The sequence below is a fragment of the Enterobacter chuandaensis genome (genome assembly GCF_039718975.1).
Lineage (GTDB): Bacteria > Pseudomonadota > Gammaproteobacteria > Enterobacterales > Enterobacteriaceae > Enterobacter > Enterobacter chuandaensis.
The window spans coordinates 1907000-1926389 of record NZ_CP097173.1; the positions used below are offsets into that span (position 1 = coordinate 1907000).

31 protein-coding genes are annotated in these 19390 nt (G+C 51.6%); 16 read left to right on the plus strand and 15 right to left on the minus strand.

Annotated features, from left to right (window positions below; translation table 11 throughout):
* Positions 1-63 precede the first annotated feature (63 nt).
* Positions 64-771: a CTP synthase C-terminal region-related (seleno)protein gene (locus tag MX657_RS09205; protein WP_346808171.1), complete on the plus strand. Its 708-nt coding sequence runs from the start codon at positions 64-66 to the stop codon at positions 769-771.
* A 30-nt stretch (positions 772-801) separates the two neighbouring features.
* Here the strand turns inward: MX657_RS09205 and MX657_RS09210 are convergent, their stop codons facing one another.
* Complete coding sequence (locus MX657_RS09210) at positions 802-1989, minus strand: CynX/NimT family MFS transporter (protein WP_346808173.1); 1188 nt, start codon at positions 1987-1989, stop codon at positions 802-804.
* 99 nt (positions 1990-2088) lie between these two features.
* Here MX657_RS09210 and MX657_RS09215 point away from each other — a divergent pair, with 99 nt between their 5' ends.
* Positions 2089-2880 (plus strand): AraC family transcriptional regulator, encoded by a 792-nt coding sequence (locus MX657_RS09215; protein ID WP_271079730.1) that lies wholly within the window; start codon positions 2089-2091, stop codon positions 2878-2880.
* Here MX657_RS09215 and MX657_RS09220 read toward each other — a convergent pair.
* Positions 2864-3310, minus strand: a complete 447-nt coding sequence (locus tag MX657_RS09220; protein ID WP_008500737.1) for a DUF441 domain-containing protein — start codon at positions 3308-3310, stop codon at positions 2864-2866. The genes MX657_RS09215 and MX657_RS09220 overlap by 17 nt on opposite strands.
* Positions 3311-3455: 145 nt before the next feature.
* Between MX657_RS09220 and yoaI the strand changes: the two genes are divergently transcribed.
* Entirely contained in the window at positions 3456-3560 is a 105-nt protein-coding gene (yoaI, locus tag MX657_RS09225) for a small membrane protein YoaI (protein ID WP_119914826.1), read from the plus strand.
* Positions 3561-3565: 5 nt separating this feature from the next.
* Here yoaI and MX657_RS09230 read toward each other — a convergent pair whose 3' ends face one another.
* From MX657_RS09230 to MX657_RS09285, 12 genes are all read right to left on the minus strand, one after another.
* Positions 3566-4072 (minus strand): YbaK/prolyl-tRNA synthetase associated domain-containing protein, encoded by a 507-nt coding sequence (locus tag MX657_RS09230; RefSeq protein ID WP_252001413.1) that lies wholly within the window; start codon positions 4070-4072, stop codon positions 3566-3568.
* 263 nt (positions 4073-4335) lie between these two features.
* A complete protein-coding gene (locus MX657_RS09235; RefSeq protein ID WP_346808176.1) occupies positions 4336-5478 on the minus strand; it encodes a phage integrase Arm DNA-binding domain-containing protein in 1143 nt (380 codons plus the stop codon).
* On the minus strand, positions 5453-5716 hold the full coding sequence (locus MX657_RS09240) for an excisionase (RefSeq protein ID WP_062676769.1): 264 nt from the start codon (positions 5714-5716) through the stop codon (positions 5453-5455). Before MX657_RS09240 ends, MX657_RS09235 begins: the two co-directional genes overlap by 26 nt.
* 32 nt (positions 5717-5748) lie before the next feature.
* Positions 5749-6018 (minus strand): hypothetical protein, encoded by a 270-nt coding sequence (locus MX657_RS09245; protein ID WP_248065310.1) that lies wholly within the window; start codon positions 6016-6018, stop codon positions 5749-5751.
* Between the two features lie 66 nt (positions 6019-6084).
* The gene (locus MX657_RS09250; protein WP_346808177.1) at positions 6085-6261 is read right to left on the minus strand and encodes a hypothetical protein; all 177 of its coding nucleotides are present in this window, start codon (positions 6259-6261) and stop codon (positions 6085-6087) included.
* A complete protein-coding gene (locus tag MX657_RS09255) occupies positions 6258-7058 on the minus strand; it encodes a hypothetical protein (RefSeq protein ID WP_346808178.1) in 801 nt (266 codons plus the stop codon). The genes MX657_RS09250 and MX657_RS09255 overlap by 4 nt, the downstream gene beginning before the upstream one ends.
* On the minus strand, positions 7055-7561 hold the full coding sequence (locus MX657_RS09260; protein WP_346808180.1) for a hypothetical protein: 507 nt from the start codon (positions 7559-7561) through the stop codon (positions 7055-7057). The genes MX657_RS09255 and MX657_RS09260 overlap by 4 nt, the downstream gene beginning before the upstream one ends.
* Positions 7558-7806 (minus strand): DUF7446 family protein, encoded by a 249-nt coding sequence (locus MX657_RS09265; RefSeq protein WP_346808182.1) that lies wholly within the window; start codon positions 7804-7806, stop codon positions 7558-7560. The genes MX657_RS09260 and MX657_RS09265 overlap by 4 nt, the downstream gene beginning before the upstream one ends.
* Positions 7803-8327 carry a hypothetical protein gene (locus MX657_RS09270; protein ID WP_346808184.1) on the minus strand — a complete coding sequence of 175 codons (525 nt, stop codon included), beginning with the start codon at positions 8325-8327 and terminating at the stop codon, positions 7803-7805. The genes MX657_RS09265 and MX657_RS09270 overlap by 4 nt, the downstream gene beginning before the upstream one ends.
* The gene (locus tag MX657_RS09275) at positions 8314-9348 is read right to left on the minus strand and encodes a chromosome partitioning protein ParB (protein ID WP_346808186.1); all 1035 of its coding nucleotides are present in this window, start codon (positions 9346-9348) and stop codon (positions 8314-8316) included. The genes MX657_RS09270 and MX657_RS09275 overlap by 14 nt, the downstream gene beginning before the upstream one ends.
* Positions 9348-9707 (minus strand): hypothetical protein, encoded by a 360-nt coding sequence (locus MX657_RS09280; RefSeq protein WP_346808188.1) that lies wholly within the window; start codon positions 9705-9707, stop codon positions 9348-9350. The genes MX657_RS09275 and MX657_RS09280 overlap by 1 nt, the downstream gene beginning before the upstream one ends.
* Before the next feature lie 797 nt (positions 9708-10504).
* Positions 10505-11200 (minus strand): XRE family transcriptional regulator, encoded by a 696-nt coding sequence (locus tag MX657_RS09285; protein WP_128348817.1) that lies wholly within the window; start codon positions 11198-11200, stop codon positions 10505-10507.
* A gap of 97 nt (positions 11201-11297) precedes the next feature.
* Between MX657_RS09285 and MX657_RS09290 the strand changes: the two genes are divergently transcribed.
* From MX657_RS09290 to MX657_RS09350, 13 genes are all read left to right on the plus strand, one after another.
* Positions 11298-11555, plus strand: a complete 258-nt coding sequence (locus MX657_RS09290; RefSeq protein WP_346808190.1) for a helix-turn-helix transcriptional regulator — start codon at positions 11298-11300, stop codon at positions 11553-11555.
* Positions 11556-11588: 33 nt separating this feature from the next.
* Positions 11589-12044 (plus strand): hypothetical protein, encoded by a 456-nt coding sequence (locus tag MX657_RS09295; RefSeq protein WP_346808192.1) that lies wholly within the window; start codon positions 11589-11591, stop codon positions 12042-12044.
* Between the two features lie 16 nt (positions 12045-12060).
* Positions 12061-12531 (plus strand): YmfL family putative regulatory protein, encoded by a 471-nt coding sequence (locus tag MX657_RS09300; RefSeq protein ID WP_023337115.1) that lies wholly within the window; start codon positions 12061-12063, stop codon positions 12529-12531.
* A gap of 240 nt (positions 12532-12771) precedes the next feature.
* A complete protein-coding gene (locus tag MX657_RS09305) occupies positions 12772-12984 on the plus strand; it encodes a DUF4222 domain-containing protein (protein ID WP_346808194.1) in 213 nt (70 codons plus the stop codon).
* Positions 12941-13858, plus strand: a complete 918-nt coding sequence (locus tag MX657_RS09310; protein ID WP_346808196.1) for a conserved phage C-terminal domain-containing protein — start codon at positions 12941-12943, stop codon at positions 13856-13858. The genes MX657_RS09305 and MX657_RS09310 overlap by 44 nt, the downstream gene beginning before the upstream one ends.
* A 3-nt stretch (positions 13859-13861) precedes the next feature.
* The gene (locus MX657_RS09315) at positions 13862-14356 is read left to right on the plus strand and encodes a hypothetical protein (protein WP_346808197.1); all 495 of its coding nucleotides are present in this window, start codon (positions 13862-13864) and stop codon (positions 14354-14356) included.
* Positions 14356-15015 carry an MT-A70 family methyltransferase gene (locus MX657_RS09320; protein WP_346808199.1) on the plus strand — a complete coding sequence of 220 codons (660 nt, stop codon included), beginning with the start codon at positions 14356-14358 and terminating at the stop codon, positions 15013-15015. The genes MX657_RS09315 and MX657_RS09320 overlap by 1 nt, the downstream gene beginning before the upstream one ends.
* Entirely contained in the window at positions 15012-15239 is a 228-nt protein-coding gene (locus MX657_RS09325; RefSeq protein WP_023293907.1) for a hypothetical protein, read from the plus strand. The genes MX657_RS09320 and MX657_RS09325 overlap by 4 nt, the downstream gene beginning before the upstream one ends.
* Positions 15236-15556, plus strand: a complete 321-nt coding sequence (locus MX657_RS09330) for a LexA family transcriptional regulator (RefSeq protein ID WP_346808201.1) — start codon at positions 15236-15238, stop codon at positions 15554-15556. The genes MX657_RS09325 and MX657_RS09330 overlap by 4 nt, the downstream gene beginning before the upstream one ends.
* The gene (locus MX657_RS09335; RefSeq protein WP_125372238.1) at positions 15553-15942 is read left to right on the plus strand and encodes a RusA family crossover junction endodeoxyribonuclease; all 390 of its coding nucleotides are present in this window, start codon (positions 15553-15555) and stop codon (positions 15940-15942) included. The genes MX657_RS09330 and MX657_RS09335 overlap by 4 nt, the downstream gene beginning before the upstream one ends.
* A 15-nt stretch (positions 15943-15957) precedes the next feature.
* Positions 15958-16683 carry a phage antirepressor KilAC domain-containing protein gene (locus tag MX657_RS09340; protein WP_429844783.1) on the plus strand — a complete coding sequence of 242 codons (726 nt, stop codon included), beginning with the start codon at positions 15958-15960 and terminating at the stop codon, positions 16681-16683.
* Complete coding sequence (locus MX657_RS09345) at positions 16680-17669, plus strand: DUF968 domain-containing protein (RefSeq protein ID WP_346808203.1); 990 nt, start codon at positions 16680-16682, stop codon at positions 17667-17669. Before MX657_RS09340 ends, MX657_RS09345 begins: the two co-directional genes overlap by 4 nt.
* Before the next feature lie 14 nt (positions 17670-17683).
* The gene (locus MX657_RS09350) at positions 17684-18046 is read left to right on the plus strand and encodes an antiterminator Q family protein (RefSeq protein WP_346808205.1); all 363 of its coding nucleotides are present in this window, start codon (positions 17684-17686) and stop codon (positions 18044-18046) included.
* Positions 18047-18250: 204 nt separating this feature from the next.
* On the opposite strand, the gene MX657_RS09355 is transcribed toward MX657_RS09350, so the two are convergent.
* The gene (locus MX657_RS09355; protein WP_346808207.1) at positions 18251-19246 is read right to left on the minus strand and encodes an SDH family Clp fold serine proteinase; all 996 of its coding nucleotides are present in this window, start codon (positions 19244-19246) and stop codon (positions 18251-18253) included.
* Positions 19247-19390 lie beyond the last annotated feature (144 nt).

Below are 19390 nucleotides of genomic sequence, written 5' to 3' on the forward strand. Positions count from 1 at the left end.
GGAAGATCGGTAGTCTGATGTTCCTTATGTTATCTGATAATACTCTGGCATAAGGAACCTTTCATGGAACACCTCCCGGTTAAAACGACGCTGCGCATTGCGCTGGTTGGCGACTACAATCCTGACGTTACTGCACACAAGGCGATCCCGCTGGCTATTGATGACGCCGCGGCAGTTCTTGACCTCACCGCTGATTATGACTGGCTTGCGACCACGGAGTTGACCAGCCCGGAAGATCTGGTGGGCTACGATGCCATCTGGCTGGTTCCTGCAAGTCCCTATAAAAACACCGAAGCGGCCTTTATCGCCGCACGCTACGCCCGCGAAAACAGCATTCCTTTCCTGGGGACCTGCGGGGGATTCCAGCATGCGTTGATTGAGTATGCCCGCAACGTGCTGGGCTGGCGCGACGCGGCTCACGCTGAGACGGATACCGAAGGCACGATGGTGATTGCGCCGCTGACCTGCTCGCTGGTAGAAAAAACCGATGCCATTGAACTGCGGAGTAATACGCTGATCGCGAAAGCCTACGGCAAGCCGGAAATTGAAGAGGGCTATCACTGTAACTATGGCGTGTCGGCGACGTTTGCGCAGGAGCTGGAAAGCGGAGATATGCGGGTGACCGGCTGGGACGACCAGGGGGAAATTCGCGTGGCGGAACTGGTTACTCACCCGTTCTTTGTCATCACCTTATTCCAGCACGAGCGTGCTGCGCTGGCAGGCCGTCCGGTCGTACTGGTGCAGGCGATGCTGCGTGCAGCGCGCGGATAAAAAGGCAGACCCCGTGGTCTGCCACTGTGTTTAACGAGGCGCGATCTCCCGGTCGCGCCCGGCAAGGACGCCGCAGACGGCCATGACGACAGCGACCAGCGCGCAGGCGAGAAGCGGGATCCGCCAGTCTCCTGCCGAATCGTGGATTTTGCCCATCAGCGGGGGGCCGCAGGCAGCGAGCAGGTAGCCAATGGACTGCGCCATGCCGGACAACGCCGCCGCCTGATGTGCAGAGCTGGCGCGCAGACCGATGAACGTCAGGCCAAGGATCATCGTTGCCCCGGAGCCAAAGCCAAACACCAGCGTCCACATCACCGCCAGATCTGGCATAAACCACAGCCCGGCCGCGCTGACCGCGCACATCATCGCCACCGCACCGGCGATGGTTCGCTGATCTTTCAGACGCTGAAGGACCAGCGGAACGGCCAGACCCGGCACCGCCGTCGCCAGCTGTAAAAGGCCATGCACCGAGCCGGCCTGCGCTTCGCTGAAGCCATGGCTGAGCAAAATGGCCGGCAGCCAGCCGATAATAACGTAGTAAATCAGCGAATTTATCCCCAGAAAGAGCGTCACCTGCCAGGCGAGGGCCGAGCGCCAGATCGCGCGGTTATGCAGCGCGCCAGCGCCCGTTACAGTCGCAACGTTTTTCTGTCGCCACTGGGGCAGCCAGAGCAGCAGGGCAATCAGCGGAAATACCATCAGCATCAGCAGTGCGCCATGCCACCCCGCATTACCTTGCGCCAGCGGAACGATCAGCGCCGAGCCCAGGGCGGCAGCGGCGCCCATGGTCAGGGAATAGGCGCCCGTCAGCCTGGCAACCTGACCCGGAAAATCCCGCTTAATCAAGCCGGGCAACAGCACGTTCCCGAGCGCGATCCCGCAGCCGATGACCGCCGTTCCGATGAACAACAGAGCCGCGGACGGCAGAGAGCGAAGCGCAATCCCGGCGCAAATCAGCAGCAGGGCGATAAACAGGCTGCGCTCCATGCCGATACGCCGGGCCACGCCCGCGGCAAGCGGGGAGATAAGGGCGAAAGCCAGCAGGGGCAGGGTGGTCAGCAGACCGGTTTGCGCGGTGCTTAAGCCATAATCAAGGCGAATGGTATCAAGCAGCGGGGCTGCCCCGGTAAAGGTGACGCGAAGCGTGGTGGCAATCATCAGGATGCCTGCAATCAACAGCGCGCCGTGTTTTCCTGAGGTGCGAATAGCAGTAGTCATTATGTTCTCATACGTTCAAGCGAGCGCACACAATACCGATTTTCTCAGCGGTTGAAATCAGGCTAAAATGACAGTTTATCGCTAATATCGGACAACCTGATGATTGGTCTGGGACTGGAGGGCTACGATCCTGATAGCCAGCACGATGCGGCCGTCGCCTTTCGCATCCGCGTGGTGGCGGAGGAGCAATATATTCCCGTGCATCATCACCGTAAGGGGCAGCTGATTCTGGCGCTCGGCGGCGCCATCACCTGCGAAGTGGAAAATGCCATGCTGATGGTACCGCCCCAGTACGCCGTCTGGATCCCGGGCCAAATGCCACACAGCAACAGGGCTACGCCGGGCGCGCAGCTCTGCTTTTTATTCATTGAACCGGGGGCGGCAAGCTTGCCCGAGCGCTGCTGCACCCTGAAAATTTCTCCTCTGGTACGAGAGCTGATTTTATCCCTGGCGGAGAAATCGCACGAGCAGCGTCACCTTGCGGCCACGTCGCGCCTGGTGGACGTCCTGTTTGACGAGTTGCCGCTCCAGCGCCAGGAGCATCTGCAGCTACCCGTCTCGCCCCATCCCAAAATCCGGCTGATGAGCGAGAGGATGGCGGAAGAGCCCGCCGCCTGGCAGACGCTGGCGCAATGGGCGAGCCATTTCGCAATGAGTGAGCGCAACCTGGCGCGGCTGGTGGTGAAAGAGACCGGTTTAAGCTTTCGCCGCTGGCGTCACCAGCTTCAGCTGATCGTGGCGTTACAGCATTTGATTAGCGGAAAATCGGTGCAGCAGGTGGCACAGTCACTGGGCTATGACTCTACCACCGCGTTCATCACCATGTTCAAAAAGGGGCTGGGTCAGACACCGGCGCGTTACATGGCCAGCCTGACTACGACTTCCCGATAAACAGCGAGACAAGGCCTGCCGCAATCAGCGGGCCTACCGGCACGCCGCGGAATAGCGCCACGCCGAGCACCGTACCCACCAGCAGGCCCGCCACCAGCGAGGGCTGGCTGCTCATCAGCGTAACGCCGCGTCCGCCCAGCCAGGAAACAAAAATACCTACCGCGATTGCCACCAGCGATTTCCAGTTCACAAACGAGTGGAGCAGCGTTGAGGCGGGAAGGGTGCCGCTCGCGATGGGGGCCATCACCCCGATGGTTAAAATGATGATCCCGATGGTGAGGCCTTGTTTTTCTATCCACGGGAAAAAGGTGTTTAACGGGGTCACGCGCACAATAATCAGCACCAGAATCGAGATAGCGACGGTGGTGTTGTGGCTGATAAACCCGAGCGCGGCGAGCGCCAGAAGAATGAGCAGAGTAGGGTCAAACATAGGGAATCCTTGCCAGAATAATTAACCTGCTTACTGTACGCGCAAACGTGGCGGAGGACAGCGTTTAAAAGATTTTATCGCTGTCATTACCCTGTCATTTACGCGGATTAAAACGAAGGCAGATATCGCACAAGGGATCGCCATCATGAACGATCACATGTTTGTTGAAACGCTGATTATCTCCTCATCGTTTTTCGCTATTGCCGTGATTCTCATCGCCTCCGTGCTGTTTCTGGAAAGACGAGGCTAGCGCCGTCACGACGACGCTTTATGGAAGTTTACAAGCTCAGGACGGGCGATGCGCAGGTAATCCTGGGTGTCCATAATCACGGATTTCTCCAGTAAACCGGCGTTAAAGGCAATTTCGTCGAAACGCTCGAACAGCAGCGGGTCGGCCACCAGTGCCAAATCAGGATGGAAGCTAAAGGGCGGGATCGCGCCGAAAACGCAGGCCGTAAGGGTATCGACTTCGGCCGGGCTGGCGAGGGAGGCTTTCAGACCACCAAAGTGGCTGGCAAGCTGGCTCAGATCGGCCTGCAGGTCGGCGGCCAGAATCGCCAGTACGTGTTTTTTTACGCCGTTTCCCTTCACCTTGCAGACCAGCGCTTTTGCGCCCTGGCGCAGATCGGTTCCACGAATTTCACTTACCGCCTCGCATTTCCCGATCGCTTCGTGCTCCATGACGCGAAAACGCGCGCCCTGCTCGGTGAGTAAGGTAATCAGTTGTTGGTGGGTACTTGTCCCAGTTACGTCGTCAGTCATCACGATTTCCCCGATGATCGTCCAGTATGCAACTTGCTACATTAGCACGGGATGAACGGGGTCGGAAGAAAACAGCCAGCGCGTTCGCTGGCTGTAGTATTAGGCGTTGCTGGTAGTGGATTGCTTGTGGAGCAATTCACAGCATTGTAACTCTATGTAATATATTAAGAAATTTTCTTCCCCAAATCATCCCCAAAAACGCTCCCCAAAACGTATACCGCATTAATCGGAAATCAGGGGATCTCTCTGGTTCATCCATCACTTTAAATAACTAATTTTTTCCATTCCAAACCGCGATCATCTCCATACATAGCGCTCATAGCTTCTGTCTTATGGCCAAGCAATGTTTTTACATCTATACCCTGGGCTTCATAGGTTCTTGAAGAAAGGGATCTCTGCTCGTGGAAAGGTGGCAAGGCGGTGCAATCCTTTGGCCACACGATATTCGCTTTGTCTCTCGCTTCCTTAAAATACTTAGATATTGTTTTTTCAGGTACGTGTGAGCCAGCCTTACCATAGGCGTGATGTTTAACGTGGTGGATTAGATATGGGCTTACAACTCTGTCCCGACACTTGCTTATGACATCAGATAATGTCATGCCAATGGCGTCGCATCTTAAATTCAACGGAATAGCTAACTTCACGCCTGTTTTGTTCTGAGTTATATGAAGGTGATTATCCCAGATGTCGCTGAACTTCATCGATACTATGTCTCCAATACGCTGGCCCGTTACCAGAGCCAGAAGCATGGAGTTCTGAGCACATGGAGGCATTGATCCAGCGCTTTCATAAATTAACTTCCATTGTTCGATGCTCAGTCTGCTTCTCTTCACCTTAGCAATCGGGTTCTTCACTGCTAAAGCAGGGTTATAACCTGGGTCAACCTCACCAGCGTGCTGTGCCTCTTTAAATACGTCGTTCAGAACGCTTCGCACAAGCTGACCCATTCTGTGTTTACCTTCAGATTTATATTCATCAATAATTGTTGCAATTAGTTTTGTGTCTACATCCTTCAGGCGTATATTAGGAGCCCTGTCAGCAAGAACTTGAGCACATATTCTTCTTGCTTTAACAGTCGGTTTTTTTATCTCACCATCACGCATCCTTTCCATCTGAATATCTACGTATCTTTTTATCCAGTCTGCAACACGAATTCCTTGTTCTTTCTTTTCTGAACTCTTCATGGCCATATCAATCAGTGCGAAAGATTGCCGTGTTTCCTGCTCAGAGGTTATCCGATTCAACTCAGTAGCAGCGGCCTTTGCGGCCTCTTCATCAGTTCCGAAACCTATAAAAGTTCCAGTGACAGGATGGCGATATTGCCAGTAAATTCTTGCTGTACGTTTATCCAACTTGCAATAAAGGTTGGGTATTTTAACGTTATGCTTTCTGGGGCGAGCTGCCATTTATCGCTTTCTCCACTAACTGGCGAGCCTTGTCTGATAACGATGATGAAATATCAACATTGCCTACCATGCCAATAAAACGAGCGTCCTCATCTATAACCCAGCGTCGACCTTGCTTTAAAGCTGGAGGGAAAGTTTGCTTAGTCTTGGCTATTTTGTTTAATGCTGAGTTGCTTAATGGATATTTGAACCCATTAGGACCCGACGCCCACTCATGAAGTGTAACTAACTGCCCCATACGTTGATCTCCACTCAACCGGCTGCACCCGGCTATCTCTTATAGAAAATGCAAGATGAGCAACCACCACGAAGCCCATCATTACAGGTACGACATCTTTTTGTTTCGGTGTAATAGAGCTGGTGGGCCATTTCCTTTGGAATGAGAACCGGCATCGGCACGCGGATGACCAGCTTTTTTAGCCTGTCGATTTCCCCGGCCAGTTCGAGAATGCGGCGATTACCGTATTCCGCCTCTTCGCGCCACCAGGCCACATCCGCCTTAAGGCGGCGCAAGCGCCGCTGTTTGAGTTTGCTCACCATGGCAGCCACCCCATACCCTAAAGTGCGCCGATGACAAGCAGCACGAACATTACTGCGTCGAATGGGTTAGGCATCGTGATTCTCCTTCGGCGGAGCATCCAGCATGACGCGCTCCATACGGCGGCCACACGCCAGGCGAACCCGTCGAGCTGCCTTCTCAATCGCCATGGCTGGTTTGCCAAGCATTGAGCACAGAATCAGGTTCGGCAGCATTACGGTGATTACGTAGCGGTTGAAGGTCACGACTTCACCTCCTGCCGCGGTGCTGCTTTCAAAGCCATCTTCAGACCAAGGCGGATATCGTCAAACTCAATATCGCCTTTGATGCGGTTATGGCGGAAAGCAACGGCGAGGAACTCAAGACACTGAGAATCTGTGAGCTCTGGCAACTTGCAACCAGTCGTTAAAGGTTCGGCACTCTGAAGCATGGCGGCGCGGCGACCAGCTTTCCATGCGGATTCGGCCATAACACCAAGCATCTGCTTAGCTGCCGTGGTGTATTGGTTCTGCTGATAATGCTCATGCCATTCTCTACCGAACCATGAATAAAAATTATCATCAGCATCAACTACCGGCGCTGGAGGTGCTGCATAAAGCGCCTTGCAACTCCACCCTGACCAATGCGCCGCTTCTGCTTTCTCATCATCTTCTGGACGAACGAGCGTGACTTCGCTCGGGTGTTTCCTGTGTGACCACAACCAGGCTACTGGTTCGGCATTGGCTTGCGCTGGCGGGACCAATTCACTTTCTAAACGCATGACTCGGTCAATAAGTCTCTGCATCCAGCGCTCACTTTCAAGATTAAATTCCTCTTTTGACACCGGCAGCGCCACCCCCAGAATAGTTAACGCTCTGTCGAGATTTTTAGGAAGAAATTCAACGGCCTCCTTTTCGAGCGATGCCAGCAGTGCATCCATAGCCACTATGCCCAGCCCGAACATGTCGTACTGCTCTTTGTCTTCTGCCGGGTCATAGTCCTGCTGCCAGCACTCAAATGCATTGCGGAGGTCTTTGGCCTGCTCTTTGGTAATGATGCTCATGATGCCTCTCCTTTACCGGCTGCGGCGGCGTACAGTAAAATAACCCGCCGCGTGTCTGCGTGCGGGGTGATTGGGTTAGCATTGAACAGGTATCCGCAGCCGAGTTTTTCCACATCCCGCAATTCTTGCTCATCCGTCCAACCAACCGGCTTTTCGGTCAGCTCAGCAATCCGCTTCTCTGCGGCTTCCAGCTTCGCTTCGGTCTCTTTGAGCCTCTCAAGGCGAATAACCATGCCATGAATAACCACTGGCACCTGGTCATCAACGAGGTCGCAAGGTACTTTCAGAGCGCGCTTCCACTCACGCATCAGGGCGTTGCGCTGTTCTGAAACAGCAACAATGGCTTCAAGTCGATTGATTCTGTTGTCTTTGGCTTCCAGCTCATCCAGCAGCGCCAGATAATCAGAGTGTTTTACGTACCCACCGTCAGCCCACTCCATCATGTCTACACCAAAGTTTGCATAGCGCTGCACTTGGCGGCCCTTTTTGTCGATGTCGCTCATTGGGCGGCCTCCTGTTTCTCAGCCTTCAGCACCATGCGTGAACCATCATCAAGCTCCCAGCCGATTTCACCACCCTCAGCCATGACAAGCTGCCAGACCAGTTGCGCGGCTTCATTGGTCACGTCACGGCCTTTATCGTTACCTACGCGCAGGCGTCCGCCACCTTCCAAATCGCGCATTTTTGCGAGCTGGATAGTTTTTGTCAGCGGAGAAAATCCGAGTTGAAGTTTTGCTGTATTGCTCATGACTGCACTCCTTTGCGAAGCTGGGCGGCGAACTCGGGAGCTTTATGGCATTTGATTCTTTCAATGGCATGGGTGTATCCATCTTGATAGCATTCCTCGCCACGCTCTACATATGGGCTTCCAAGGCTGGAAGCAAACATCTCCACACCCTGCGCTCGCACTTCAGCCAAAAAAGCGTCGGTGGCTAGGGTTTCGATAGCGTCAAATTCTTCCATTGCCGATTCAAGAGCCACCTGCTGGCACGCTACCTCTGCGCGCCCCTGAATTCCCGTGCCTTCGCCGTTTAAGTCGTTATGCATCTCATTAAGCTTGTCGCCAAATGACTTCAGCCCCGCATTCTCCGCAGCCAGCGCAGCAGCATCATTACGAACCTTACGCAGTTCCAGAACAGCAACCTGAACTGCATAAGCGAACATAGCGGAAGGGCGGTTACAATCGATCTCAGCATCGCGCTGCATGTTGACTACAACAGTCATCAGTTCATCCAGCTGTTCGCCGGTCATTGGTTTATTGGCTGTCATGATTTTGCTCCTGTTGCATTTTGTATTTTTTAACAAAGTAGGAAACGGCCTTTGACTGGTTTACAAGCACTCTCTTGTCATCCATGTGCAGCCATACATTTTTACCTCGGTAGATAACGGCTGAACCAATATCCTTACCGTTCATCCTGACGTAGAGGACCTTTCCGATAATCTCTGTTGAAGGGACTGGCTGGGAAAGGCGGTAAGTTTCACGCGCTTCGGCAATTGCTTTATGTTCGTCCATAATCGACAACGCCTCGGCCAGGGCAGTGCCTTCAAGAGTGAAGACACCTTCATCACTGATCGTGGCCTTAGCCATAAGCTCAACGAAACGGCGCGCGTTCTTTACGCTGAGTTCCGGCGCGATAGAACTCCGGGTAACTTTCGTTTTCCCCTGGGCAGCTGCTACTGCCTTATCGTGCTGGAGAACTTTTCCGGCCTGTTCGCCGTACTCCATAACGCGATCAACCGCTACGTCGACTGACACCGCACCGGATTTAACTTCCTGCTGAACGTCAAGGTTCGCCGTGCTCAGAAGCAGCAACTTCTCTACCGTGGCCACTGACTTGTTGACCAGTTTTGCGATCTCGCTGGTGGTCTGATTGAAGGCGTTATGCAGCTCCTGAATAACTGCAGCCTGTTCCATATCGGAGAGCGGCAGTTGGTTGTTACTGGTCATGATGCGCGCCAGGCGCTGAACATCGTTACCGTTGAACGGCATGATGTGAATGCGGTCTACTGGCTTGCCAGCTTCAGCGCAGCGCGCGTAGCAACGACGGCGACGGTGACCTTCAACAACCCACACACCACCTTCATCCCGGGCGATAACTTCCAGCGGTGGAACTGATCCTCCGTTCATCAGATAGTTGAACAGGTCATCATCAGCATGGCGGGTGCGTTCATCGTCTTCGCGCTTGTTGAAACCTTCACGAACGTGGATATCGGAAAGAGCGATAAACATCCCGGTATCGGTACGCTTAATCACACCTGCCTTGGTCATTTGCTTGAATGAGTTAGCCATCAGAGAACAACCTCGTTCTTCATGGAAATCACTACAGGAGGCAGTTCGCGCAGTTCACGCTGAGCTTCCAGAAGATGCATATTGGTTCGGGTCTTAGTGTGGCGCTCCACAATGCGGTCGCACTCTTTGGCCCAACTCGCTACATCCCGGCGAAGGGTGGCATTCTGCTCGGCCAGTTCCTTCCGCTGCGCCATCGCTTCACAAAGCGCGACGCTGGTATAGTCGAGACGATTAGCAAGCTCATTCATAAGCTGAGCTGATGCAACTGGCAGGTACTTAGCCGCGATTCGAGCAGCTTCGATCAACTGCTCTCTGGTCATGCGTGGTTGTAACTCGGTGACGTTCTGTGTGTTCGTCATGGATAGTTTCTCCGTGTTATAAGCGCTCTGCACAGCGCTGATTTTTGGTTGCACGAATCCCTCGCCAGTTAGCGATAAAAAATAAAGGGGTTTCGTTTTAGTAAGCGCCCAGCCAGGGCACTTAGTGAAACGGACGGCTGCCACCGCCAGTTAGCTTCTCCACAATTGGGAGCGCGTTCCCCTGAGTTGATTTAACGACTGCGGCCTCTCAAGGAACCGGCTGAACGCGCTTTCAGTTGTGAAAAGGGGCGGTCGACATTAAGGACATTCACAACTGCCGACCGCCAAGACTACACACAGCATCTGGTACAGCTACTACGGGTTACCACGATCCTAACGTGATGTTGTTGTGGTGGCCGGGAACTCGCCGACATCGTTTCGTTGTTACTCCACTTGTGCCCCGACACATCGGTGCCTGCGTTCACCACAACGTTGAGAGCACTAAATGATGCTTGTAAACAGCTATCGGTTGGGCATCACGTGGCGTTAACCTAGTGTGCTTATTCACAGATAGTGCTCTCATCGTTGCATCCTCGTCTCTTCCGAGGTGTCACACCTGATCGCCACGCTGGTGAAACGTCTCTGGCTGTCGTGCTTGCTGGCTTGCACATTCCGGCTACCCGCTGGATCGGGATACTGCCTAAGGAATCCCCGGACCGCTGCGGCACATGTGCCATATGCCGATGACTAGAAGATAATCATTAATTGCGAGTAACGCAAGTATTAAAATGCATATTGCGCAATTTCATGGGCAAAAAAAAGACCTCATGTGAGGTCTATTTTTCCTGTAAATTTTGCTAGCCGTGCCGTTTAAAGGATTGCGACTGGCTTATTAAAACCTTTCCATAAATGTAGAATCTATGCTCGTTATCTTTTGTGATACTCCATTCCCGATATTTTGGATTGTCAGAGATAACAAGAAGCTGATCAGGAATCATCTGGAGCCGTTTTACGTATATTTTTCCATCAAAACCAAACACATAAATACCATCACCATCAAATTCATTTATGTTGACGTCAACAAAAATGAGGTCTCCTGGCTCGATGGTTGACGCCATACTGTCACCACGAACGTTAATAACTTTAACGCCAGAAGATGACCTGCCTCCAAACATAGTTAATGCCTGATCATTGCTGTATTCAATAGCATGTATGACATCAATAACATCACTGCTCTGTATGTGTCCTGCTCCGGCGCTTGCGCTCACATCAAGTACCTCGACTCTATAAACATCACCAATGCTACGTGATGATGAATCACTTTCACTGTTTAAATATACAGTAGACTCATTTTCTGCCGAGGTAAATAGGTCAGGGACTTTGACGCTTAAAGCGTGAGCAAGTCGGTTAAGTGTTTGTTCTGAAAACTGCTTTTGCTTGCCTGTTTCCAGGCGGGAAATGTTGGCAGCATCAACCCCCACAGTTTCAGCAAGCTCTGCGATTTTCATGTTCTTCGCGAGGCGAAGTTGTCTGATGCGAGATCCTATATTCATGCGTCCATTACAAGTGTTTTTTGCGTGTCGTGCAAAGCAACTTGCGCAATTCGCCTGCATGGAATAACATGCGTAATACGCAAATAAAGGAGGTTTTATGCAATCACCGTTAAGAAAATTGCGCAAATCGCATGGTATGACCTTGTTGCATGTTGCAACAGGCGTACAGGTCGACCCGGCAACTTTAAGTCGCATTGAAAGATGTGAACAGGTTCCATCAGTTGAACTGGCAGAACGTTTAGCCAAGTTCTTCAAAGGCGAGATCAGCGAATTACATATTTTATACCCGACCCGCTACCAGGTTGCTGATGACGCATCAGGTAAAGGCAATCGTAATGCGAAAGCAGCCGTCTGAAAACTACCAAAGGAAATACAGAGGGGTAGGTGAATGGACTACGAATTTTTTGAGCGACTTGGTAAATCAGTTCCAGGGTCCGTAGAAATTGACCGAGAAAACTCAACAGTGACGCTTAAGGGTTGGAAGTTAGAAGAGTTTGACTATGCCAATAACCAAAAGCAGTGCACCGATAGTATCGAAGATCAGTCCAACGGGTTTAGGGCTTCTCCACTTAAAAGTGAAGACACGTTCCCGAAAACAATTCTCTTGGTAAATGGCGGTTTTAAGCGGGTGGTTAATCCACTCACCAATACCGATTCCCACGCATCCAAGAGCGATAAGACCTGTAGCACCTGCTGGAAATGCGGGGAACATGCCAGCGCCAGCAAGCAGGAAAACGAAAGCTCCGAGAGCAATCAGTACCTTGTACCAGGCATCAAGGGCCAACTTCGAAAGTGGATTTTGCAAGTTCATAGATTCCTTTTTACGCCGTTAGGCAAATTCTAAGCGAAGGAAAAACAACATGGTAGAGCCAAGCCTGAAAGAAGTAGTGAAAGCGATGTGCAAAGCGTACCCAGGTGGCCGTGAGGCTATGGCCGGTGCTCTTGGCATGTCCGTAACGCAGTTTAATAACAACCTTTACGAGAAGAACGGCTGCCGCTTCTTCGAAGTGAACGAGCTGGAAGCGATGGAAGACATTTCAAACACGTCTCTCCTGGCTGATTACTTCGCGCAACGTCGCGGCGCTTTGCTGGTGGACGTTCCTCAGCTGGAAGACCTGGACCGTGTCGATCTGTTTACCCGCGCTATGAGAACTGCAGCAGCACGCGGTCAGGTTGATCAGATTATCCAGAAGGCCCTGGAAGACGGAGTTATTGAGCCGCATGAAGCTGAAGAGATTAACGAACATCACCGCCGTCATCTGGCTGCGCGTGAAGAAGAAATCCGCGCGATTGTCGCGCTGTTTAGTCGTAAGAAAAGCCAAAAAAAGTGACGCCCGCGAGTGTGCAGCTCCGGGCGTCGTGGCGTGTCGTATTCAGTGGAGAAACTAACGCATGAACAGTTTAAACCGATTGAGACCAGCGAAGCAATTCAGATGCCTTCCACTGGTGGGAAAAGATTCCCCATTCGGCTATGTGGAGAGATTAAACGACCAGGCTGGTGCGAACAACTACCAGCCTGAGAACGCGATGGTAGAGGCTTTTGCTCAGATGAACGAGAAGGGGCGTGAGGAATGGCTGAAGTTGACCGGCGATTCAGAGACCACAGAGGCATCCCCGTCCACGTCGTCAGGTGGGAGCCACAGACTCGACGCGTTATATACCTTCGCGAAGGGTACGATCATGAGTGCTTCAGCCCTCTTGAGCAATTCCAGCGTAAATTTACAGAGTTAAGGGACGACCATGAGCCTGTTGATGCCATCCCGGCCGATAGTGATAAACCCTGACCTTGCGTACAACATTGGCCTTAACGAGGCCATTGCGTTGCAGCAGGTTAACTACTGGCTTAAAGAAACCACCTCCGGACTGGAGCGTGACGGCGTGCGCTGGATTTACAATACCAATGAGCAGTGGCTGGAGCAGTTCCCGTTCTGGTCTGAGTCTACGCTAAAGCGCACATTCACCCGCCTGAAGAACCTCGGCGTGCTCAAAGTTGAGCAGCTGAACAAGTCTCAGCGCGACATGACGAACTACTACACGATCAACTACGAAAGCGAGCTTTTAGATGAGGTCAAAGTGACCAAATCGAAGAGTTCAAATTGCACTCTTCCATCAGGTCAAAATGAACCGATGGAAGGGGTCAAAGTGGAACGCTCCAACGGGTCAAAACGAACCGCTCTCATCAGGTCAAAATGGACTGATGTTCTTACAGAGAATACAACAGAGAATACTACAGATATTAAAAACCCTATTTGTCCGGTTGCGCCGCAACCAGACGGTGATGTGTTGATCACCGATCAGGCTAAACAGGTTTTAACCCATCTGAACCAGGTGACCAGTTCGCGTTATCAGGTCTCAACCACTTCACTGCAAAACATTCGTGCCCGAATTGGGGAAGGTTACACCGTTGAAGAGTTATCACTGGCGGTGGACTACTGCAACGCCAAGTGGAGCGAAGATCTGACGATGGCGGCCTACCTTCGACCACAGACGCTTTTCCAGCCGACCAAGTTTCCTGGCTACCTGAAGTCTGCGACCAGCTGGCAGAAAGCTGGCCGTCCGCCGCGTGTTAACGGTGAGTGGCTTCGTGAAGATGGAGTATTCAAATCCAGCTTTAAAAATACCGACTACAGCAAAATTCCTGACGGTTTTAGGGGGTAATTCATGAGCTTTCTCAAAACAATTCAGTTATTCGTTGCCAATAACCCTGGACTGACGAACAAAGAGATCGCTGCAGCACTCCCGGAGTACGCGTTGCACAGTGTTCAGCGTGCTGTATGTCGCCTGGTCATGCTTAACCGAGCTGAGCGAAAAGGTGTGCGTCCTAACTTCCGTTACTACGCAAAAGCACCGACAGGACCTATTGGGCCGATCATCCCACGCACTCGTATCGAAAAAACTGAAGTCATCCCTGAACCAAAACAGGAAACCACACCAAACCCGGCAGTCATTGCGATGATGGACAAGGCTAAAGAGTTATCTGACAAGGGGCTTTATCTGCGTGCTGCTACCGTGCTGATGGAGGCATTCAATCGCTCAAAGAACGAAACCATGCGCACCAAAATTCTCAAGGAGCGTAAGCGCTGTCTGAGTATGGTGCCGAGGGTTAAAACCACCGGCGATGGTTGGTGTCTGGCTGGCCGTGCGAGGAACGTCTGATGAAATATTCACTGATTTATGCCGACCCAGCCTGGGAATATGGCAACACCGTCAGCAATGGCGCTGCCATCAACCACTACGGCACGATGAAGCTGATCGACATGAAGCGACTTCCAGTCTGGGACCTCGCTGCTGATGATGCTGTTCTGGCGATGTGGTTCACCGGTACGCACACCCGTGAAGCCATAGAGCTGGCTGAAGCCTGGGGCTTTAAGGTCCGCACGATGAAGGGATTCACCTGGGTGAAGTTCAACTCTCTGGCAGAGCAGCACATCAACAAAGCGTTTCAGGCTGGTGGAGTAGAGGATTTTTACGACTTCCTCGACCTGCTTAACGAGCAGACCCGCATGAACGGCGGCAACTACACCCGAGCCAATACCGAAGACATGCTGATCGCCACCAGGGGGAATGGACTTGAACGCCAATGCGCGAGCATCAAGCAGGTTATCTATAGCCCTCTCGGGGAGCACAGCCAGAAGCCAGCAGAGGCCCGTTTCCGTCTGGAGAAGCTTTACGGTGACGTTCCGCGCATCGAACTGTTCAGCCGTTGCGGTGCGCCAGGCTGGGACCACTGGGGTAATCAGGCCGAGTCAGCTGCAGTTGAATTGATTCCAGGCGTTGCTGTTCCGGTGGCAAATAACCGGGAGCATGCAGCATGAAGAAGCTATCAACCGAGCAGGAGAACGCCGTTCGTGACGTTGCCCGTCAATGCTCCGATGCCATTAAAAAAGCCCTGAAGAAAAAGCCGAAGCCAAGCTGGAACGTCGTTGTACCTCCGATCCTGAAGGAGTACCACGAGAAGGTGAAACCGATGGGCGTAAGTCTGGTGATGTTCAACAGCGTAATCGGACGCCTGAACGGGCGTTATGGAGTCGAGTCATGATCGAATTAACGCCGCGTCAAAGTGAAGTGTATGAAGCTATCAAGGTTCACATTGAGAAGGTTGGCTTCCCACCAACCTTGATAGAGCTTGCTGAACTGATTGGTTGCTCATCGCAGAACGCTGCTGCTGAGCATGTGAAGGCGCTAAAGAAAAAAGGTTACCTCTCCATTGCTCCTGGCGCTGCCAGGGGCATTACTGTCGTCAAAACAGAATTGGATGCTGATCCGGTAGCGATCATTAAAGGCCTGTTATCCGGTGGAGACAAGGCAAGAGATAAGGCCATTGAATGGCTGAAAAAACAGGGAGTGACTTTATGAAACTGGTGCTCCCGTTCCCTCCGAGCGTAAACACCTACTGGCGAGCCCCTAACAAGGGGCCGTTAAAAGGCCGCCATCTTATCAGTGAGAAAGGCAGGGCATATCAGAGTGCGGCCTGCGCAGCGATTATTGAGCAGCTGCGTTGCCTTCCTAAACCATCATCGTCACCAGCTGCGGTTGAGATCCTTCTCTTTCCGCCAGATGCACGCCGCCGCGACATCGACAATTACAACAAGGCTCTGTTTGACGCACTTACTCACGCTGGCATATGGGAGGATGACAGTCAGGTGCAGCGAATGCTGGTGGAGTGGGGCCCGAAAGTACCCGGCGGACGAGTAGAGATATCGATCACGAAACATGAACCTCTGGCGGGTGCAGCCGCCTGATAAGTGGAGAAGAGCATGAATCAGATGAATATCACCGTAATGTGTCCGACCCATCACAGCGCCGCGATGGGGCAGCAAATAACGATGTCCAGCCGTGAGATTGCAAAACTGGTCGACTCACGCCACAGCAATGTGTGTGTGACCATCGAACGACTGATGAACTCTGGCGTAATTGGGGGGTATGCTGCAATGCAGTACACCCACCCCCAGAACCAGCAGATTTACCATTACTACGAAGTTAACAAGCGAGACAGTTACGTAATCGTCGCGCAGCTTTGCCCGGAGTTTACCGCCCGTCTTGTTGACCGCTGGCAGGAACTGGAGAGCGGAGCCGGAATGGTTGTTCCTCAAACGCTTCCTGAAGCACTCCGACTGGCCGCAGACCTTGCCGAACAGAAGCAGCGCCTGAGTGAAGAACTTGCTATAGCAGCGCCCAAGGCTGAATTTGTTGACCGCTATGTCAAGGCCACTGGCTCAATGACGTTCCGGCAGGTTGCCAAGCTTCTTAATGCCAAAGAACCAGAGTTCTCAATGTTCCTCATTGAGAACGGCATCATGTACCGCCTGAACCGCGTGCTTACGCCGAAGAGCAAACACATCGAAGCAGGGCGCTTTGAAGTTAAGACCGGCACAACCAACCAGACCAACTATGCATTCAATCAGTCGCGCTTTACAGCAAAGGGTGTTCGCTGGATCGGCGGCCTGTGGGCTGAACATATCGCTAAGGGGCAAATTGCGTGAGAGCCATACTGACACCTGAAGTTGCTCCAATGTCCGGGGTGGTGCTGTTCCGCCCAGGAAACGAATTGCTGTGGCTGTTTCGTCGTGGCCGCGTGGTGATTGAAACGCCTTCCGAATCGGTCCAGCACCTGCCATCTGGCCTGATTCCCGAAGCACACCAGCCACTGACAGATGATGTCAGCATACAGGCGCTTTTCCACAACGAGCGGGTTATTCAGCGTGCTGGTGGTCTTAGCAGTCTTGATTCCTGGCTGGAACGTAAATTTGAATGTCAGTGGCCGCATAATGAATGGCACTCGAAGGACTTTACATTGATGCGGCATGCACCCGGAAGCATTCGTCTCTGCTGGGGATGTGATAATCAGTTGCGTGAACAAACTACTGAAAGACTGGCAGGAATTGCCATGCAGAACCTGGTAAAATGGCTACTCGAAAGGGTGAATATTATGCTGGGCTTTGGCGCAGACCACACCCTGACGCTTCCGGAGTTCTGCTGGTGGATGGTACGTAACGATCTGGCTGACCTTATTCCTGAATCAGTGGCTAACCAGGCACTCAGGATTAAGCCTGAATCTCACAGCTCAGTGATGCGTGAAAGCGACATTGTTCCGTCATTACCGGCAACTGAAATCCTCCAGGATAAAGTTAAGAAGATAGTCTCGGTGAAGGTCGATCCTGAATCACCGGAATCTTTCATGCTGAGGCCAAAGCGCCGCCGCTGGGAGAACGAGAAGTACACCCGCTGGGTGAAGTCGCAGCAGTGCAGTTGCTGCAATAACCCGGCAGACGACCCCCACCACCTGATAGGCCACGGACAGGGTGGAATGGGTACCAAAGCGCACGACCTGTTTGTGATACCGCTGTGCAGAGCGCATCACAATGAGTTGCACGCTGATCCTGTGGCATTTGAAGCGAAATACGGCGACCAGTTGGTGCTGTTGTTTCGGTTTTTAGATCGTGCGCTGGAAATCGGCGTATTAGCATGAAGAGTGGAGAAAACATGCGTGATATTCAGATGGTTTTAGAGCGTTGGGGTGGATGGGCCGCGAGCGATAGTTCTGGCGTGGATTACTCACCAATCGCTGCTGGCTTCAAAGGACTTCTTCCCCAAACAAGCAAATCCCGCCTGTCATGTACAGATGACGATGCCCTAATTATTGAGGGGTGTTTAGCTCGACTTCAAAAACGCAAGCCATATGAGCATTCGCTTTTAGTTGCGCATTATCTCTATGGCATCTCAAAGCGGAAAATCGCGAAAGCGCGAAAGAAGGACGAGAAGTTGATACGCATAGAGATACAGATGGCAGAAGGATTTATCGATGGCTGCCTTAGCATGCTAGATATACGTTTAGAATGTGAATAGAGACAACAACGGCTCTTAGAGAGCCGTTGCTTTTAGAAACTGTTTTTTATAACCGAGCCTGTGGTGCAACTTAAAAAGTTACTAAAACCATTCACTCCATTATTACTTACTTTTTGAGCAGTAGATGGGGTGCTTGCTGGCTTAGGCGCAGCTGTATTTGTATGCCTGTTTGTATAGACTACAAAGTTTCCTGTAGATGATTTGTTATCCATGTCGAGCCCACCCTTCTGAGATAAGGTTATGATTTATGCCGAACTGACCTGGGGCGCCTGGAACTTGCAAACGCTGTAACATCCCCTCAGTGCGGAATTGATATGAAAACGTATCTGGAGCCTCTAAGATGCTTCTGACAGATACGTACGATGCTTGGTTCACTGTTCCTAAGATAGCATTTGGGTCAAAAGGTTCACCCAGATGCATCTCAGTTTTGAAATCTTCATAAATTTCTTTGATCAGGCCGTAAAGTTGCTCATCTGGTTTTTCAACCGTAAGACCTAAATCGTTTACTGCTTCAATCCTGTTTATAGTGTAGTCATGGCTACCAGAATCACTACAAAGGAAACTGACAATTTTCTCAATGCTCTCACTATCAGTAAGTTGGTGAGAAAGCAGTTTTCTTGCGAGCATTTGAATCTGCGCTTTCGCTCTATAGACTTTACCAAGCACTAGTGGGTGAACCTTTTCACTTAATGCAAGGAGGATCTGTGCAAGCGAGGCATCATCTTTGATACTCAAATCATGCTTAACTACTTCAAGATAGCCATTGATTTCTTCAACACTGACAGGAAGTTGAAGTTGCTGCCCATTGATAATGGCCGAAGGGTTGAGTGGTGTATTCACACTCGGGTCGATTGGCCCTAGGGTTGCCTGCTTTGTCATAACTAAGTTGTTAGCGCCAAGACACATTATCGTCCCAGAACTATGGCATTTGGAAGGGATGATGATTTCGAGCTCTTTACAAAACTGACGAAGCAAGTTTACGAGGCTCCATGCTGTCAATGTGTCGCCGCCACGGGTATAGAGCACAAGGCTAATTTTTTGAACATCACCGATCACGTCAAGATGATTAACGAACAGATCGAATACATCAGCGCTGATTTGAGCTTCTTGGTTTGGTCTATCACCTGTTACATAGCACAATACTTTTGAATTGCGTGCTTGTTCCAGTTGCGCATACAGAGCTTTACGCTGCTCAAACATTCAGATGTCCTTATGTTAAGATTTTTCAAACCAAGAGGTAACATTCATTCAGAACTTACCACACAAGTGGTTAGATCCTATCGGCAAAAAAAGCCCAAAAATTAGCGCATTTACAAAACTCAAAAAGTGCAATGAGAATTTTCA

Excerpts from the sequence above, each read along its gene's own strand:
- MX657_RS09275 (WP_346808186.1), bottom strand. The coding sequence starts at position 9,348 with ATGGCTAACTCATTCAAGCAAATGACCAAGGCAGGTGTGATTAAGCGT.
- MX657_RS09245 (WP_248065310.1), bottom strand. The coding sequence starts at position 6,018 with ATGGTGAGCAAACTCAAACAGCGGCGCTTGCGCCGCCTTAAGGCGGAT.
- MX657_RS09230 (WP_252001413.1), bottom strand. The coding sequence starts at position 4,072 with ATGACTGACGACGTAACTGGGACAAGTACCCACCAACAACTGATTACC.
- MX657_RS09210 (WP_346808173.1), bottom strand. The coding sequence starts at position 1,989 with ATGACTACTGCTATTCGCACCTCAGGAAAACACGGCGCGCTGTTGATT.
- MX657_RS09330 (WP_346808201.1), top strand. The coding sequence starts at position 15,236 with ATGATCGAATTAACGCCGCGTCAAAGTGAAGTGTATGAAGCTATCAAG.
- MX657_RS09205 (WP_346808171.1), top strand. The coding sequence starts at position 64 with ATGGAACACCTCCCGGTTAAAACGACGCTGCGCATTGCGCTGGTTGGC.
- MX657_RS09270 (WP_346808184.1), bottom strand. The coding sequence starts at position 8,327 with ATGACAGCCAATAAACCAATGACCGGCGAACAGCTGGATGAACTGATG.
- MX657_RS09240 (WP_062676769.1), bottom strand. The coding sequence starts at position 5,716 with ATGGGGCAGTTAGTTACACTTCATGAGTGGGCGTCGGGTCCTAATGGG.
- MX657_RS09215 (WP_271079730.1), top strand. The coding sequence starts at position 2,089 with ATGATTGGTCTGGGACTGGAGGGCTACGATCCTGATAGCCAGCACGAT.
- MX657_RS09265 (WP_346808182.1), bottom strand. The coding sequence starts at position 7,806 with ATGAGCAATACAGCAAAACTTCAACTCGGATTTTCTCCGCTGACAAAA.
- MX657_RS09295 (WP_346808192.1), top strand. The coding sequence starts at position 11,589 with ATGGACTACGAATTTTTTGAGCGACTTGGTAAATCAGTTCCAGGGTCC.
- MX657_RS09335 (WP_125372238.1), top strand. The coding sequence starts at position 15,553 with ATGAAACTGGTGCTCCCGTTCCCTCCGAGCGTAAACACCTACTGGCGA.
- MX657_RS09325 (WP_023293907.1), top strand. The coding sequence starts at position 15,012 with ATGAAGAAGCTATCAACCGAGCAGGAGAACGCCGTTCGTGACGTTGCC.
- MX657_RS09315 (WP_346808197.1), top strand. The coding sequence starts at position 13,862 with ATGAGCTTTCTCAAAACAATTCAGTTATTCGTTGCCAATAACCCTGGA.
- MX657_RS09255 (WP_346808178.1), bottom strand. The coding sequence starts at position 7,058 with ATGAGCATCATTACCAAAGAGCAGGCCAAAGACCTCCGCAATGCATTT.
- MX657_RS09260 (WP_346808180.1), bottom strand. The coding sequence starts at position 7,561 with ATGAGCGACATCGACAAAAAGGGCCGCCAAGTGCAGCGCTATGCAAAC.
- MX657_RS09220 (WP_008500737.1), bottom strand. The coding sequence starts at position 3,310 with ATGTTTGACCCTACTCTGCTCATTCTTCTGGCGCTCGCCGCGCTCGGG.
- MX657_RS09340 (WP_429844783.1), top strand. The coding sequence starts at position 15,958 with ATGAATCAGATGAATATCACCGTAATGTGTCCGACCCATCACAGCGCC.
- MX657_RS09305 (WP_346808194.1), top strand. The coding sequence starts at position 12,772 with ATGGCTGAAGTTGACCGGCGATTCAGAGACCACAGAGGCATCCCCGTC.
- MX657_RS09350 (WP_346808205.1), top strand. The coding sequence starts at position 17,684 with ATGCGTGATATTCAGATGGTTTTAGAGCGTTGGGGTGGATGGGCCGCG.
- MX657_RS09300 (WP_023337115.1), top strand. The coding sequence starts at position 12,061 with ATGGTAGAGCCAAGCCTGAAAGAAGTAGTGAAAGCGATGTGCAAAGCG.
- MX657_RS09290 (WP_346808190.1), top strand. The coding sequence starts at position 11,298 with ATGCAATCACCGTTAAGAAAATTGCGCAAATCGCATGGTATGACCTTG.
- MX657_RS09320 (WP_346808199.1), top strand. The coding sequence starts at position 14,356 with ATGAAATATTCACTGATTTATGCCGACCCAGCCTGGGAATATGGCAAC.
- MX657_RS09235 (WP_346808176.1), bottom strand. The coding sequence starts at position 5,478 with ATGGCAGCTCGCCCCAGAAAGCATAACGTTAAAATACCCAACCTTTAT.
- MX657_RS09285 (WP_128348817.1), bottom strand. The coding sequence starts at position 11,200 with ATGAATATAGGATCTCGCATCAGACAACTTCGCCTCGCGAAGAACATG.
- yoaI (WP_119914826.1), top strand. The coding sequence starts at position 3,456 with ATGAACGATCACATGTTTGTTGAAACGCTGATTATCTCCTCATCGTTT.
- MX657_RS09355 (WP_346808207.1), bottom strand. The coding sequence starts at position 19,246 with ATGTTTGAGCAGCGTAAAGCTCTGTATGCGCAACTGGAACAAGCACGC.
- MX657_RS09280 (WP_346808188.1), bottom strand. The coding sequence starts at position 9,707 with ATGACGAACACACAGAACGTCACCGAGTTACAACCACGCATGACCAGA.
- MX657_RS09310 (WP_346808196.1), top strand. The coding sequence starts at position 12,941 with ATGAGCCTGTTGATGCCATCCCGGCCGATAGTGATAAACCCTGACCTT.